The sequence below is a fragment of the Microvirga alba genome (assembly GCF_015694465.1).
Taxonomy (GTDB): Bacteria; Pseudomonadota; Alphaproteobacteria; order Rhizobiales; family Beijerinckiaceae; genus Microvirga; species Microvirga alba.
This window is the reverse complement of the sequence record NZ_JADQDO010000002.1, coordinates 114,119-129,559: the sequence shown is the minus strand read 5'-3', so window position 1 is coordinate 129,559 and position 15,441 is coordinate 114,119. Positions and strand designations below refer to the sequence as shown.

Sequence of the window (15,441 nt, the reverse complement as noted above, 5' to 3'; positions counted from 1 at the left end):
AAACCCAGCGAAACGCAACAGGGCTGGCTTATTGGCCTTCGGGTGTCCGCACCCAGTAAACGAATTTTACTTGCCCAGGGTGGTCTGGGTGGGGCGTCGTTTTCGCGAGCACTCCGCCATTGGCGAGAATAACCTTTTGAGAAGCTTCGTTCTCTGCGTCGCAGGAAATCTGCACCCGGGAGAAGCCTTCGCTGCGGGCAACGGGCAGGATCTGCCGCAGCGCTTGCGTGGCATAGCCGCGTTTGCGCTTCCAGGGCACGATAGCGTAGCCGATATGCCCAAGGGCGTTCGGCGGCAGTTCCTCTGTTCCCGGCTGATAGCGAAAGCTGATCCTGCCGCAGAATTCGCCGTCGCTGATCCAGAAATCATGGGCCGGCAGACGCGGAACGTCGCGGCCATCCGATAGCCGGATGGTCGGACTGTTGTGGAGATCGTGCAGGAAGCGCTCGGGATCGCGCCGGAGCTTGTCCAGGAACTCGCCGCTGACGTCCCGCGTGGTGTCGGGCGACCAGCCTTGGGCCAAGGCGCGTTCGTAAGACGGCAACCAATCGAGGTTGGGACGGATGAGAGTAATCGTGTCGGTCATAGCGGCCCGACAGTGACATCGGGCCGCCCAAAGGACAACTCTTACACGGTGACCTGCGTGCCGACTTCCACCACGCGTCCCGTCGGGATCTGGAAGAAGTCCGTGGCGTCGCTGGCCGATTTCGCGAGGCCGATGAAAACCTTGTCCTGCCAGAGCGGCATGCCGGAATGGGCGGCGGGGCGGATGGAGCGCCGCGAAAGGAAGAACGACGTCGCCATGATGTCGAACTTGAAGCCCTGCTTGCGCAGGATGGCGAGGCCGCGCGGAATGTTGGGCGTCTCCATGTAGCCGTAGCTCATGCGCACGCGCCAGAACGAATCGCCGGCAGCCTCGATCTCGATCCGGTCTTCATCCTCCACGCGCGGCACGTCCTCGCTGCGGATGGTCAGGATCACGTTTTTCTCGTGCAGCACCTTGTTGTGCTTGAGATTGTGCAGGAGCGCGGCGGGCGCGGTATCGGGGTCGCTGGTCAGGAACACGGCGGTTCCCTTCACCCGGTGCGGCGGGCTCTTCTCCAACATCTTCACCAGTTCGAGGAAGGGTACGTCGACCTTGCGGGTCTTCTCGAACAGGATGCTGGTCCCCTTCACCCAGGTCCACATCAGCGTGATGAGGACGGCGGCGAGGAGCACCGGGACGTAGCCGCCCGTGAACAGCTTCATCAGATTGGCGCCGAAGAAGGCGAGATCGATGAAGAGGAAGGGGAGCATCGCCACAAGCGTCAAGGCGAGCGACCAGCGCCAGCCTCGCCAGATCACGATGATGGCAAGAACGGCATCCACCGCCATCGCGCCGAACACGGATACGCCGTAGGCATGGGACAGGTTGCTCGACGAGCCGAAAATCAGGACCAGCACGATCACACCGAACAGGAGCAGCATGTTCACCCGCGGCAGATAGATCTGGCCCTGATGCGCCTCCGAGGTAAAGCGGATCTCCATGCGGGGCAGCAATCCGAGCTGCACGGCCTGACGGGTGAGAGAGAATGCTCCGGTAATCACCGACTGACTCGCGATGATCGTGGCAAGCGTCGCCAGTCCGATCATCGGGAGGAGGGCCCATTCCGGCACGAGCCGGAAGAGCGGGGATTCCGCAGCGGTCATGTCCGAGAGCACGAGCGCGCCCTGGCCGAAATAGTTGATCACGAGCGCCGGGAAAATCAGGTAGAGCCAGGCTCTCTTGATCGGCTTCGCGCCGAAATGCCCGAGATCCGCGTAAAGCGCTTCCGCGCCTGTCACCGACAGGCAAACCGCGCCGAGAACGATGAGCGAAACGGTCGGATGATTGACGAAGAACATGACCCCGTGATGGGGGCTCATTGCCAACAGAACGGTCGGATCGTCGGCGATGTGCAACGCGCCCGTTAGCGCAAGCGTCGCAAACCAGACCAGCATGACCGGGCCGAAAAAGGCGGCGACCCGTCCCGTGCCATGGCTTTGGACGAGAAAGAGCGTCGTGAGGATCACGATCGTGATCGGCACCACGTAGGATTCGAGCGCGGGCGTGGTGAGCTTCAGACCCTCGACGGCTGAGAGAACCGAGATCGCGGGCGTCAGCACGGCATCGCCGTAGAACAGCCCCGCGCCTGCGATGCCGAGCATTAGGACGAGCCCGCGCTTCTTGCCCGTCGCACGCTGCGCCAGAGCGACGAGGGTCAGCGTTCCACCTTCGCCCCGGTTGTCGGCGCGCAGGAGAATGAACACGTATTTGACGGTCACGACCAGAACGAGAGACCACAGGATCAGCGACAGGACACCCAGAATGATGTCGCGCGTCAGCGGGCCACCATGGGAGGCGGCCGCGACGGATTCCTTGAACGCGTAGAGCGGACTGGTGCCGATGTCGCCAAAGACCACGCCGATGGCCCCAAGCATGAGGGTCCAAGGACCGAGCTTGGCGTGATTTTCGGATAAGGTGGTCTCCGGAGCGCCCGAGCTGGCGAGTCCGGCGGCGACAGCATGTTGATCTGCCATATGATCTTCTTTTTCGGGTAGGCCTGCCAGACGGTTCTCGTTCAAACGCGCTTCAGAGCGACGAAGGGACGGCCCCTCCTCGTTGGACGCGGCGGTCGTCAGTGCCGGCGCGGCGGGCTCTCTAGCACATCGTGCGCAAGCTTAAAACGGAATTTGAACAGCCGTTCAGGGTTTGAAAAGCGTCCGGCACGCCTATTCTGCCGCATCACGCCCAGTGAGACCGTAGTTCTTCTCGATATAGTCGAGCACGATCTTCTGGAAATCTTGCGCCAAGGTCGGCCCACGAAGGGTCACGGCCTTGCGGCCGTCAATGAAGACCGGCGCGGTCGGCTGTTCGCCCGTCCCGGGCAGCGAAATGCCGATATGGGCATGTTTCGACTCGCCCGGTCCATTCACGATGCAGCCCATCACGGCGACGTTCAGACCCTCGACGCCGGGATATTGCCGGCGCCATTCGGGCATGGAGGACGAAATCCAGTTCTGGATGTCCCGCGCCAGCTCCTGGAAGACGGACGACGTGGTGCGTCCGCAACCCGGGCAGGCGGCGACCAGCGGCACGAAGGCGCGAAAGCCCATGGTCTGGAGCAGTTCCTGGGCGGTCTTGACCTCAAGCGTCCGGTCGCCTCCGGGCTCCGGCGTGAGGGAATAACGGATGGTATCGCCGATGCCTTGCTGCAACAGGATGCCGATGGCGGCCGAGGAGGACACGATGCCCTTCGAGCCCATGCCGGCCTCAGTCAGGCCGAGATGGATAGCGTAATCGGATCGCCGGGCGAGCTCCTGATAGACGGCGATCAGGTCCTGAACGGCGGAAACCTTGGCGGAGAGAATGATACGGTCGCGCCCGAGGCCGATCTCCTCAGCGCGGGCGGCCGACAGGAGCGCCGACTGGACCATTGCCTCGCGGGTGACCCAGCGCGCCTCGCGCGGATTGGCCGAGGCGGCGTTCTCGTTCATGAGGTGGGTGAGCAATTCCTGATCGAGCGAGCCCCAATTAGCGCCGATGCGCACCGACTTGCCGTGCTTGATCGCGATTTCGACAATGGCGCTGAACTGCCGGTCCTTCTTGTCCTTGAAGCCGACATTTCCCGGATTGATGCGATATTTTTCAAGGGCTTCGGCGCAGGCCGGGTGATCGGCGAGAAGTTGGTGGCCGATATAGTGAAAATCGCCGACCAGGGGGACTGTGACGCCGAGCCGGTCGAGTCGCTCGCGGATTTTCGGCACGGCCGCCGCGGCCTCGTCCCGGTCGACGGTGATGCGGACGATTTCCGAGCCAGCCCTCGCCAGAGCCGCGACCTGGGCCACAGTGGCGTCCACATCGGCCGTATCGGTGTTGGTCATCGACTGGACGACAACAGGCGCCCCGCCGCCGACGAGGACTGATCCCACCCGCACACCAACCGTGGTGTGTCGCGGGGCCGGTCCGGCCAGCGTCTCGGAGAGCATTTCATCGACAGGAGATGAGGACATCAAGGACATGCGGCGATCCAGAACGGCAACTCCAGGCTGCCGCTGACTAGCTGAAGCGAAATGCCCTCTCCGTCAAGCGTGACAGGGATAGCCGAATCAGGCGATTTCTTAGCACTGCGAGCACTTACCGGTTATTTCGAGAAATCTGGCGTGCGGTCGAAAGGCTTCGGCTTGAACGAGCCCGGCGAGGGTACTGCTGAGGGCGTCGGGATTGATCTCGTTCACGTCTCCGCACTCCTCACAGATCAGAAACGCCGTTGTTTCATGGTCATCATGGAACGTTGCGATATAGGCGTTCTGGCTCGCCAGCCGATGGGCGAGCCCCTGCTCGATCAGGAATTCCAGGGCCCGATAGATCGTGACTGGAGCAAGCCGGCGGCCATCCGGAGCGAGGGCTTCCGCGAGATCATACGCGCCAAGAGGCCTGCGGGTCGCATAGAGGGTTTCGAGCACCTTTCGGCGGATCGGCGTCAGCCTGACGCCATGGGCCCGGCAGATGGCTTCGGACTGCGCGAGTGCCCGTTCAGCCTTCTCAGATTGCCCAATGGCGTGGGCGCAAGCGCCCTCACTCTGCTCGTGGTGCTGCTTGTAAGCTGCCAATCTGGCCATCTTGATCACCCATCGTCGGAGTCAAAGGTGTTGGATCAGAGGGTATCGAACCCGAAATCCACTCCGTTCGTATAGGTTATAATGCTACTCATTCATAGAGGGTTTTTGCAACAAAGTATCATTTCGGCCCCGGTGGCCGATTCACGAGCGGGTTCGGAAGCGCCAAACGCTGGTTTTCTTGATGTCCGAATCCTCAAGCGTGCGAGTCACCGGGACCTCGTACAGAGCAAGCCTTTCGAGGCGGTCCTTCGGGAGGTAGCTGCGCCCCGGATCGCCGATGAGAACCGTGGCGCCCCGCTCGCTCAAGCCGAACAGCCAATCGCTCACCCGTTCGGCGAGGTCGCGTTCGTAGCAGATGTCGCCCGCGAGAATCGTGTCCCAGCCTTGGTCCTGGCCGACGAGGTCCTCCTGAACGGCATAGAGGCTGACAGTGTTGGCCTCAGCGTTGAGACGAATTGCCGCGACCGCGAACGGATCGATGTCGCATGCCGTGACTGCCATCGCGCCGGCCCTCTTGGCGGCGATCCCGACGAGCCCAGAGCCAGAGGCAAAGTCGAGCACGCGACGCCCGCGAACCGTCTCAGGGTTGTCGAGAACATAACGCGCAAGCGCTTGTCCTCCGGCCCACGCGAAGGCCCAGAACGGCGGAGGAAGGCCGATCCTGCCGAGTTCCTCTTCTGTCTTCTGCCAGAGCTCTGTGGCTTCATCCGCCACGTGCAGGGAGAGTTCCGGCGTGTGGGGCACCGGACGCAGGCGCGTCTCGGCACGGATGAAGGCGACCGGGTCCGCGATCATGAGGTCAGGATCTCGGCATAGAGCCCTTTGACGGCGTCCATGACATTGCGCTCTGTGAAGCCGTCGAGAACGCGGATGCGGGCCGCCTCGCCCATGCGGGCAACGAGGTCCGGCCGAGCGGCGAGGGAGACGAAGGCCTCGGTCAGGCTGGCGGCGTCGTCAGGTGGTACGATCTTTCCTTCCACCTCGTTGCGCACCAAGGTGCGGCAGCCGGGGACATCCGTCGTGACGATTGCGCGGCCACAGGCGGCGGCCTCCAGAAGGGTGCGGGGCAATCCCTCGCCTCCCCGCGAAGGCAGGCACGCGACATGATGATCACGCCAGACTGCGGCGATGTCGCGCGTCGGGCCATGCCAAGCGATGCCGGGCTCCGCGTTCCAGGCCTCCAGGGTCTCTTCCGGGATCGCCTTGGGATTCGAGGGGTCGGGCGCGCCGTAGAGGGAAAGCTCGACGGCAGCGCCTTGCGCTCGCGCCGCGCGAACGGCTTCAACCGCGAGGTCGATGCCCTTGGACCACAGCATGCGGGCGACGACCGCGACCTTGAGCGGCGGAAACGCGGGGAGGGGGGAGGGTAGGAGGGCGTCAGGGTCGATCCCCGCCCCGCCGACGATAGTCACCCGGGACCCCGTCGGGTCGAGACCAAGCAATCGGGGGTCATCCGTATTTTCGAACAGATAACGGGTCCGCCCGGTCTCCAGGCTTCGCACCAAAAGCCGCACGGCTTGCTGGGAGAGGCGTCCGACCCCGTCCGTTCTCGCACCCAGAAAGCCGAGGCCGGTCAAGGCATAGACCCGCGCGCCGACGCCGGCCAGCATCGCCGCGAAGCCGCCGACAAGGATGCTTCTGAGTGCGATGCAATGCACGAGGTCCGCTCGTTCGGCCTTGAGAATCGAGGCCAATTGCCCCGCCGCAAAGCCGGCCGCCATCGGGTTGAGGCTGCGCCGCTCGGCTTCGAGAGGGATCACCCGCGCACCCGTGGCTTCGATCGCGCCGCGATGCGACCGCACGCGCGTCACGACCGCGACATCAAGGCCGAGCTCGCGTGCTGCCCGGGCCATGGGCAGGAAGTGCGACACAAAGAACCAGTCTTCGGTGACGACGAAGACGAGTTTGCGGCCATGGAGATTGGGTTGAAGCGCGGCTGACACGGGCGTTCCAGACTGAAGGTCAACCCTTCTAACCGTCGCGCCGAGACGAGGGAACCTCCCTTTTCGTCCTCCCCCATCAAGAGGTTGCGCGGGCTTTTTTCCTTCCCGGTTCACCCATCAGGCCGCTCTCCGCCGCGTCGCGCTTCGACGGCTCGATGATTCGGCGGAAGGCGATGCGCAAGCGGGACGGCCGTCCGAGAGAATGCTTGGCTGTCCACATTGCGACCACATCCGTCAGCCAAACGTGCGTTAACCACGAGTTTTAACCAACAGCTCCCATCCGATGGAGGGTGATCACGTTATGTCCCCCTCCACTTGGAGAGGTGCATAAAAAAGGTCATGAAATTACGATGCATTTCAGTTGACACAATGACATGGAATAGGGTTACAAAAGACATGGCGTAACGTAATGCGCTGCTTTTGGGGCTCTTCACTTTCTGCGAGCGACACGAAATTGAAATGCTGCGTAGCAGCGTAATTTGCATGTTCTCATAAGTATTAGCCCAACGTATCAGCCGTCGCGAGGCGGCTAGCATCGTGTTAGACTTGTCCCCGTCTGCATGGTGTCACCGTAACTGGACGGCGCGGCCTCCGCATCCTGGTCCGCCTATGGAAGAACAACATGAAGCAACGATCCAAAAGCCATAGGGAAGAGAGCACAGAGGTCTATGACGCTCTGAAATCATGCAGTCCCTCTTTCACCGGCGTCGCGATCTTTTCGGCGGTCGTCAACATCCTGGCCCTGACCGGCTCCATTTACATGCTCCAGATTTATGATCGGGTGCTGTCCAGCCGGAGCATCGCGACTCTGGTCGGCCTGTCGCTGATCGTCCTGGCTGCTTACGTGCTCCAGGGCGGCCTCGACATGCTGCGCGGAAAGATGCTGGCGCGGATCGGCGCCCGCTTCGACGAAATGCTGTCGGCGCGCGTCTTCGACCTTGTGGCGACGATGCCGCTCAAGGGCGCGAAGCACTCGGAAAGCATGCAGCCGATCCGTGATCTCGATCAGATCCGCGGTTTCCTTTCGAGCCTCGGGCCGACGGCTCTATTCGACATGCCCTTCATGCCGATCTTCTTCATCGGCTGCTTCATCATTCATCCCTGGCTCGGCGTCATGTCGGTGCTGGGCGGCGTCTGCATCGTCATTCTGACCCTCTACACGGACGCCAAGAGCAAGGGGCCGTCCTACGAGCTGACGAAGAGCGCCGCCGAACGCCATACGATGGCTGAAACCAGCCGCCGCAACGCCGAGGCCATCCGCGCGCTCGGCATGCTGAGGTTCCTGGCCAACCGTTACGACGAGGTGCATTGCCGCCACGTGAACGACGGTCTTCGCGCCAGCGAAGCAGCCTCGGGCATCAGCGCGTTCGCCAAAGTCTTCCGCATGGTGTTGCAGTCGGGCATCCTGGGTCTTGGCGCCTATCTCGTGATCCAGGGCCAGATGTCCGGCGGTCTGATGATCGCGGCGTCGATCATGATGTCCCGTGCGCTGGCTCCCATCGAAATCGCCGTCGCCCATTGGAAGGGCTTCGTGGCGGCGCGCCAGGGCTATCGTCGCCTCCAGCACATCATGACGATCGTGCCGGCACAGGATCCGCGTATGAGCCTCCCGGCGCCGCAGGCCTCCGTTTCGGTCGAGGACGCCTATGTTGGCGCCCCCGGTACCCAGCAGCCGATCGTTCAGGCCGCCTCCCTGCAGCTGACAGCCGGTCAGGGTCTTGGCCTCATCGGACCGAGCGCCTCGGGCAAGTCGACACTCGCCCGCTCGCTCGTCGGCGTCTGGCCGACCCTACGCGGCCAAATCCGTCTCGACGGAGCGGCGCTCGATCAGTGGGAATCGGATGATCTTGGTCGTCATATCGGCTATCTGCCGCAGGATGTGGAGTTGTTCGAGGGCACGGTTGCCGAGAACATCTCCCGCTTCCAGCCCGAGGCATCGGCGGAGGCGATCATTGAGGCCGCTCGCACCGCAGGTGCACATGAGCTGATCCTCAATCTGCCGGAAGGATACGACACCCGTATCGGCGAGAGCGGAGCTAGCCTCTCGGGCGGCCAGCGTCAGCGCGTTGCCCTGGCGCGCGCCCTCTACGGCAATCCGTTCCTGGTGGTGCTCGACGAGCCGAATGCCAGCCTCGACGGCGCCGGCGATGAGGCTCTGAACCAGGCCATTCTGTCCGTGCGGCAGCGCGGTGGTGTCGTGATCGTCATCACGCATCGTCCCGCCGCGCTCGGGCATGTCGACCTCGTGGCGATCATGGAAGAGGGCCGCATCAAGGCCATGGGTCCGCGCGATGAGGTCTTGCAGGCAGTCATGAAACGTAATGCGACGCCCGCCCCCGCGCGGCCGCAACAGGGAGCCGCGTCTGCCGCGACTCTGCGGGAGGTTGGTTAAATGATGATCGAAGTAAAAGAAACGAAGCGTTCGCTTCATCAGGAGGCCCTGCGTCGCTCGGCGACGGCGGGCATGGCGATGATCGCCTTGTTCGGTGGCACGATCGGGCTCTGGGCCGCGACCGCGAACCTGTCCGGCGCTGTCGTCGCCGGCGGTCAATTCGTGGTCGATACCAGCGTGAAGAAAATTCAGCATGCGACCGGCGGCATCGTCGGCGAGCTGAAGGTTCATGAGGGATCCCGCGTCTCGCAGGGCGATCTGCTGATCCGTTTGGACGAGACCGTGACCCGCGCCAACCTGCAGGTCGTGTCAAAGCAGCTCGACGAGTTCCTCGCCCGTCAGGCCCGGCTTGAAGCCGAGCGCGACGGAGCCCCGGAGGTCAAGACGCCGCCCGAATTCGCCAATCGGCTCGATGAGCCCGGCGTCAAGACCATGATGGCCTCCGAGCGAACTCTCTTCGAGGCCCGCCGGTCCGCCCGCGATGCGCAGAAGAGCCAGCTCAGAAAGCGCATTGCCCAGTCCGAGGATGAAATCATCGGACTCAAGGCCCAGCAGAATGCGAAAGTCCGTGAGGCGGAGCTGATTTCCGAGGAGCTCAAGGGCGTTCGGGACCTCTACCAGAAGAACCTCGTTCAGCTCCCGCGCTTGAATGCACTGGAGCGCGATGGTGCCAGCATCGAGGGCCAACGCGGCCAGTTGATCGCAGCGGTCGCGCAGGCCGAAGGGCGCATCGCCGAAACGTCCTTGCAGATCATCCAGGTCGATGAGGAAATGCGCGCCGAGGCTCTGAAGGATCTGCGTGAAATGCAGGGCCGCGTGGCGGAATACACCGAGCGTCGCGTCGCGGCCGAGGACCAGTTGAAGCGCATCGATATCCGTTCGCCCAGCGACGGCTATGTTCATCAGCTGAATGCTCATACCGTCGGCGGCGTGATCTCGCCGGCCGAGCCCGTCATGCTCATCGTTCCGATGAACGACAAGCTCGAGCTCGAAGCCAAAGTGATGCCGAATGAGATCGACCAGGTCGCCATCGGACAGGCGGCCACGGTTCGCGTTCACGCTTCGAACCAGCGCTTGATTCCCGAGCTTCACGGAGCGGTCAGCCGGATTTCGGCGGACGTGTCGCGCGATCAGCAGAGTGGTGCATCCTTCTACACCATTCGCGTTGAGCTGCCGGCGAGCGAAATCAAGCGTCTCGAAAACCTGCGCATCATTGCGGGCATGCAGGCCGAGGTCTTCGTCGAAGTCAACGAGCGCACGCCGTTCGAGTACTTCTTCAAGCCGATGAAAGAGCAGATGGCGCGCGCTTTCCGCGAGCACTAGAGCATGATCAATCCGGTCTTCCGGAAGGATCATGCGGAAAACCAGAGTATGATCATATGTCAGAGAGACATGATCATACCCTAGGCTTCTTCCCCTCACGCGACCAATCCTGTCCGCGGCCGGCGCAAACGCGTCGGTCGCGGATTTTTTTTGCCTTGCGCCGTGGCGGCTAAGTCCCTGGCAGCTTCACCGGAAATTCCTCTGTAGTCCGTGCCTCCCTTCGCCGCACGGACCTTCCGGACGAAACTTTGCGCCTTCCCGGGAGTTTAAAGCTTAGCCGTTGGGGCAAAGCTTCAAATTGGTTTTGGGAGGGAAGGGACTTTTGCGACTCATTCTTCGGTTTGGCGGAATTGCAATTCTGGTCGCCGCCATTGTGATCCTAGCTGTGTTGCCTTTCGCAACATCGTTCGTGGAACAATGGTCGCGCCGTGACGTGGAGCTGCGTTCACGATTGGTCTTCAGCACCGCTCGCGACCAGGTTGTCGAACTCCTGGCGCACAATGACTCCGCGCAAGTCGAAAAATTGTTCGAGCGCATTGCAACAGACGAACGCGTCCTTGCCATCGGATATTGCGAAGGGCAGCAGCTGCGCTTTCAGACGAAAAATATGCCCAGCTTCTTTTCTTGTGCGCAGGCGGCGCAGTCCGATGGGGAGAGTTCCTTCACGATCCGGGAACAAGGCGGCAATACCCTGATCAGCGCCTTTCCGCTGAATGTGAATGGACGGGCAGGGCATCTCGTCGTTCTCCACGACATGAGCTTTGTGGAGCGGCGGGGGACCCAGGCGCGGAGCTCCATTCTCTTGGCGCTGGCGGGCGTGGCATTGGGGGCTGCGGCGCTCGTTGCGACGATCGCTCTTCTTATCATGAGACGCTGGGTTGCCTCGATCCGGCAGGCCATGGAAAATGCGCGCACTGGAACACCGACGCCCTCCGTCGACGAGGACCTTCCCGCCATCGGGAAGGAGATCCACGATGTGCTGCAAGAGCTCGACGCCACGCGCCGGACCATCGAAGCGGCGCATACGGATTGGAACCCGGAAACCTTGCGCGCGACCCTGTCGAATGAGCTATCGGGGTCGGAGGTCATCGTGGTGTCGAACCGCGAGCCCTACATCCACAATCGCACGGAGGACGGCATCGTCCTGCAGATCCCCGCAAGCGGTCTCGTCGCGGCCTTGGAGCCGGTCACGCGCGCCTGTGGCGGAACCTGGATTGCGCATGGCAGTGGTACGGCGGACCGCGAATCCGTCGATGCCTATGACCGCGTCGCCGTTCCGCCGGACAATCCGTCCTACACCCTGCGCCGCGTCTGGCTGACGGAAGAAGAACAGGAGGGCTATTATTACGGTGCGGCCAACGAGGGCCTCTGGCCGCTCTGCCACATCGCTTTCGTGCGCCCGGCTTTCCGCGAATCCGATTGGAGGATGTACCGGGCGGTCAACGAAAAATTCGCGGAGGCGGTCGTGGCTGAGGCCAAGCGCGAGGATCCGGTCATTCTCGTGCAGGATTATCACTTCGCGCTTCTGCCGCGCATGATCCGCGAGCGGCTTCCACGTGCGACCATCGTCACGTTCTGGCATATCCCCTGGCCCAACGCGGAGACCTTTGGCATCTGCCCCTGGCGTGAGGAGATCGTGGACGGCCTGTTAGGATCGTCGATCCTCGGATTTCACACTCAGGCCCATTGCAACCATTTCCTCGATGCGGTCGACACCTATGTGGAGAGCCGCATCGACCGCGAGCGCGACTCGGTCACCTATGGTGGCGAGGAAACCTTGATCCGCCCGTATCCCATCTCCATTGAATGGCCGCCGACAGCGCTTGCGGGCCAGAAGTCGATCGAGGAATGCCGCCATGCCGTTCGGCAGCGTCTCGGGCTGCCGCCCGATATGCGCATCGGCGTCGGGATCGAACGGTTCGACTACACCAAGGGCATCATCGACCGGATGCAGGTCATCGACAATCTGTTCACCGAGTATCCGGAATGGAAAGGGCGTTTCGTCTTCGTGCAGGTTGCCGCCCCGACACGGAGCAAGCTGGCGAGTTATCGGCAGCTCCAGGAAGAAGCCGAGGCCCTGGCGCGCGACATCAATACGAGACATGGCACGGAGGGGTATGAACCCATCAAACTCCTCATCCGCCATCACGGGCCGGATCAAGTCTTCGAGTTGTTTCGCGCAGCTGACATCTGCGTTGTCTCCAGTTTGCATGACGGCATGAATCTCGTCGCCAAGGAATTCGTCGCAGCGCGCGACGATGAGTCGGGCGTTCTCATTCTCTCGGCCTTCGCCGGCGCGTCGCGCGAGTTGTCGGAGGCCTTGATCGTCAATCCTTACAATGCTCACGCCATGGGTGAAGCGTTCAATCGCGCGCTCACCATGCCACCGGAGGAGCAACGCGAACGAATGCGCTTGATGCGCGATCAGGTGCGCGAGCGCAATGTCTACCGCTGGGCAGGGCAGATGCTGCTTGCTGCATCTCGCTTGCGCAAACGGCTGCGGATCAGGCGTTTGATTGCGGCGGGGCGGAGACGAGCGTCTGCCAATGCGTGAGATGATATCAGGGAAGGCTTCCGCGATCGATGATTATGCGCTGTTCCTGGATTTCGATGGAACCCTCGTGGAGATCGCCGAGCGTCCGGAAGCCGTTGTGGTCGATCCGGTCCTGCCACAAATACTCACGGGATTGCAGGCGCGGCTGAACGGTGCGCTCGCCATTATCAGCGGGCGGCCGATTGCGTTCCTCGATCAACGCTTCGCGCCTCATCGCTTCGATATTGCGGGCCTTCACGGCCTTGAGCACCGCATCGGCGATGAACTCTATTTGTGCGACCCTGAGGATCATCCGCGCCTTCGCGACATGGTGCGGCGATTGGACGAAAGCGTGAAGCATAAGCCCGGCCTTTTGATCGAGGACAAGGGGTGCTCTGTGGCACTCCATTGGCGGCTTGCGCCTCAGGAGAAGGAATTCGCACTCGCGATGGCGCATGCGGCTCTCGAGGCCTTGGGTAACGGCTATCGGATTCAATACGGCAAGGCGGTGGCGGAAATCGTGCCATCCGGTGCGGGAAAGGGAAATGTCATCGAGCGGTTTCTTCATCAGACGCCTTATCGCGGGCGTCGCCCGATCTTCATCGGGGATGATCTGACCGACGAGAACGGATTCAAGTTGGTGAATGCTCATCGTGGCCTTTCGGTGCGCGTCGGCCGGGGTGAGACGGTCGCGCAGCAGCGCGTGGGAACGCCTTCCGACCTGAGGCATTTGCTGTCCGCATGGGCTACCACCGGCACGCTTCCTTTCCATGAGGCATCAGGGACATGAGTTCACTCGACCTTGCCGTCATCGGCAATTGCATGATCGCGGCGCTGATCGACCGTCGCGCGCAGATCGTCTGGAGCTGCTTTCCCCGGTTCGACGCCGACCCGGTCTTCTCAGCGCTTCTCGATAGTCCAGAGAACCGCAACGATGCTGATCAGCGCGGTGTCTTCGCCATCGATCAGATCGGGATGGTGAGCTGCGAGCAGAGCTATCTTCAGAACACCGCGATCCTCGTGTCGCGGATGACGGATGCTTATGGCAATATCGTCGAGATCACAGATTTTGCGCCACGCTTCAAATATTTCGACCGTACGTTTCGCCCGCCGCAATTGATCCGCCGCGTCAATCCGGTGAAGGGCCGCCCGCGCATTCGGGTGAGGCTGCGCCCACACTACGAATGGGGCGCGACTCAGCCCAATCTCACACGCGGCAGCAACCATCTGCGCTTCGTCGGGCCGCATCACTCGCTCAGGATGACGACAGATGCGTCGGTGTCCTATGTGCATGAGGAACGCCCTTTCGTCGTCGAGCGTCCCATGTCGTTTTTCTTCGGGGAGGATGAACCTCTGCGCTCGGAGGCCGACGCCACCGCGCGCGAGTTTCTCGACAAGACCATCGACTTCTGGCGCGATTGGGTGCGTTCGCTGTCGATCCCGTTCGATTGGCAGGAGGCGGTCATCCGCGCCGCCATCACCCTCAAGCTCTGCAACTTCGAGGAAACGGGCGCCATCGTCGCCGCGCTGACAACCTCGGTCCCGGAAGCGCCGCACACGCAGCGCAATTGGGATTACCGCTATTGCTGGCTGCGCGATGCCTATTTCGTCATCCAGGCCCTCAACCGGCTCGGCACGACGAAGACGATGGAGGAATACCTCACCTACATCACGAATATCGCCGATGATGCGGAGGCGCGGCCGGAGCAGAAGGACATGCCGCCGCTCTTCAGCATCACCCGGTCGACGAATCTCGAAGAGCGCGAGGCGAGCGCGCTGGCGGGCTATCGCGGCATGGGGCCGGTGCGCGTCGGCAATGCGGCCTATACCCAGATTCAGAACGACGCCTATGGCAGCATCGTTTTGGCCTCGACGCACGCTTTTCTCGACAAGCGCCTCATCCGCACCGGGAACAGGGCCCTTTTCAATCATCTCGAACAGCTCGGACAGCGGGCGATCGAGGTGTTCGACCAGCCTGATGCGGGCCCTTGGGAGCTGCGCACCAAGGCTGCCGTGCACACCTTTCCGAGCGTGATGTGCTGGGCGGCCTGCGACCGTCTCGCCAAGATCGCGCTTGCGATGGATCGTGAAGACCGCGCCGCCTTCTGGCGAGGGCAGGCCGACCGCATGCACGCGATCATCGATGCCCGCGCCTTCAACCCAGGGAAGGGGACCTTCGTCTCCTCCTTCAATGGCGACGACCTCGATGCGACCCTTCTTCTGTTGTCCGAACTGAATTTCGTTAAGCCGGACGATCCGCGCTTCATCGCAACCGTGGAGGCGGTGGGGAAGGTGCTGCGGCGTGGAGATCTGCTTTTGCGCTATGGAATCGAGGACGATTTCGGCCTTATGCACAACGCCTTCATGATTTGCGGCTTCTGGTATGTGGATGCCCTCAACGCCATCGGGCGGAAGCAGGAAGCCTGTGAATTGTTCGAGCGTATTTTGAGCCTTCGCAACTCCTTCGGCCTCTTTTCCGAAGATGCCGACTTCACGACCGGCGAGTTATGGGGCAATTTCCCGCAGACCTACTCCATGGTGGGTCTCATCAATTCCGCCGTACGCCTGAGCCGGAGCTGGGAGGAAGCGTTCTGAATTCTTGGAGCATG

The 15,441-nt window shown here is 62.1% G+C and carries 11 protein-coding genes; 5 read left to right on the top strand and 6 right to left on the bottom strand.

All coding sequences use genetic code 11. The features are described 5' to 3' along the window. Positions 1-28 precede the first annotated feature (28 nt). From I2H38_RS04940 to I2H38_RS04915, 6 genes are all read right to left on the bottom strand, one after another. Entirely contained in the window at positions 29-586 is a 558-nt protein-coding gene (locus I2H38_RS04940; RefSeq protein WP_196270722.1) for a GNAT family N-acetyltransferase, read from the bottom strand. Between the two features lie 41 nt (positions 587-627). Further along, a complete protein-coding gene (locus I2H38_RS04935) occupies positions 628-2,559 on the bottom strand; it encodes a potassium transporter Kup (protein WP_196270721.1) in 1,932 nt (643 codons plus the stop codon). A gap of 192 nt (positions 2,560-2,751) precedes the next feature. Continuing rightward, a complete protein-coding gene (ispG, locus tag I2H38_RS04930) occupies positions 2,752-4,041 on the bottom strand; it encodes a flavodoxin-dependent (E)-4-hydroxy-3-methylbut-2-enyl-diphosphate synthase (protein WP_229426561.1) in 1,290 nt (429 codons plus the stop codon). A 99-nt stretch (positions 4,042-4,140) separates the two neighbouring features. Beyond that, positions 4,141-4,641 carry a Fur family transcriptional regulator gene (locus tag I2H38_RS04925; protein WP_196270720.1) on the bottom strand — a complete coding sequence of 167 codons (501 nt, stop codon included), beginning with the start codon at positions 4,639-4,641 and terminating at the stop codon, positions 4,141-4,143. Positions 4,642-4,782: 141 nt separating this feature from the next. Next, positions 4,783-5,436, bottom strand: a complete 654-nt coding sequence (locus I2H38_RS04920) for a class I SAM-dependent methyltransferase (protein WP_196270719.1) — start codon at positions 5,434-5,436, stop codon at positions 4,783-4,785. After that, the gene (locus I2H38_RS04915; protein WP_196270718.1) at positions 5,433-6,584 is read right to left on the bottom strand and encodes a glycosyltransferase family 4 protein; all 1,152 of its coding nucleotides are present in this window, start codon (positions 6,582-6,584) and stop codon (positions 5,433-5,435) included. The genes I2H38_RS04920 and I2H38_RS04915 overlap by 4 nt, the downstream gene beginning before the upstream one ends. A gap of 622 nt (positions 6,585-7,206) precedes the next feature. On the opposite strand from I2H38_RS04915, the gene I2H38_RS04910 reads away from it, so the two are divergent. The 5 genes from I2H38_RS04910 to I2H38_RS04890 all read left to right on the top strand — a co-directional run bounded on the left by I2H38_RS04910 (position 7,207) and on the right by I2H38_RS04890 (position 15,427). Then, on the top strand, positions 7,207-8,976 hold the full coding sequence (locus I2H38_RS04910) for a type I secretion system permease/ATPase (RefSeq protein WP_196270717.1): 1,770 nt from the start codon (positions 7,207-7,209) through the stop codon (positions 8,974-8,976). After that, a complete protein-coding gene (locus tag I2H38_RS04905; protein WP_229426560.1) occupies positions 8,977-10,299 on the top strand; it encodes an HlyD family type I secretion periplasmic adaptor subunit in 1,323 nt (440 codons plus the stop codon). Between the two features lie 322 nt (positions 10,300-10,621). After that, on the top strand, positions 10,622-12,853 hold the full coding sequence (locus I2H38_RS04900) for an alpha,alpha-trehalose-phosphate synthase (UDP-forming) (RefSeq protein WP_196270716.1): 2,232 nt from the start codon (positions 10,622-10,624) through the stop codon (positions 12,851-12,853). Beyond that, positions 12,846-13,622 (top strand): trehalose-phosphatase, encoded by a 777-nt coding sequence (gene otsB, locus I2H38_RS04895; protein WP_229426559.1) that lies wholly within the window; start codon positions 12,846-12,848, stop codon positions 13,620-13,622. Before I2H38_RS04900 ends, otsB begins: the two co-directional genes overlap by 8 nt. Beyond that, entirely contained in the window at positions 13,619-15,427 is a 1,809-nt protein-coding gene (locus I2H38_RS04890; protein WP_196270715.1) for a glycoside hydrolase family 15 protein, read from the top strand. The genes otsB and I2H38_RS04890 overlap by 4 nt, the downstream gene beginning before the upstream one ends. Positions 15,428-15,441 lie beyond the last annotated feature (14 nt).

Coding starts and splice junctions, on each gene's coding strand:
- I2H38_RS04935 (WP_196270721.1), bottom strand. CDS start 2,559: ATGGCAGATCAACATGCTGTCGCCGCCGGACTCGCCAGCTCGGGCGCT.
- I2H38_RS04890 (WP_196270715.1), top strand. CDS start 13,619: ATGAGTTCACTCGACCTTGCCGTCATCGGCAATTGCATGATCGCGGCG.
- otsB (WP_229426559.1), top strand. CDS start 12,846: ATGCGTGAGATGATATCAGGGAAGGCTTCCGCGATCGATGATTATGCG.
- I2H38_RS04910 (WP_196270717.1), top strand. CDS start 7,207: ATGAAGCAACGATCCAAAAGCCATAGGGAAGAGAGCACAGAGGTCTAT.
- I2H38_RS04940 (WP_196270722.1), bottom strand. CDS start 586: ATGACCGACACGATTACTCTCATCCGTCCCAACCTCGATTGGTTGCCG.
- I2H38_RS04920 (WP_196270719.1), bottom strand. CDS start 5,436: ATGATCGCGGACCCGGTCGCCTTCATCCGTGCCGAGACGCGCCTGCGT.
- I2H38_RS04925 (WP_196270720.1), bottom strand. CDS start 4,641: ATGGCCAGATTGGCAGCTTACAAGCAGCACCACGAGCAGAGTGAGGGC.
- I2H38_RS04905 (WP_229426560.1), top strand. CDS start 8,977: ATGATGATCGAAGTAAAAGAAACGAAGCGTTCGCTTCATCAGGAGGCC.
- ispG (WP_229426561.1), bottom strand. CDS start 4,041: ATGTCCTTGATGTCCTCATCTCCTGTCGATGAAATGCTCTCCGAGACG.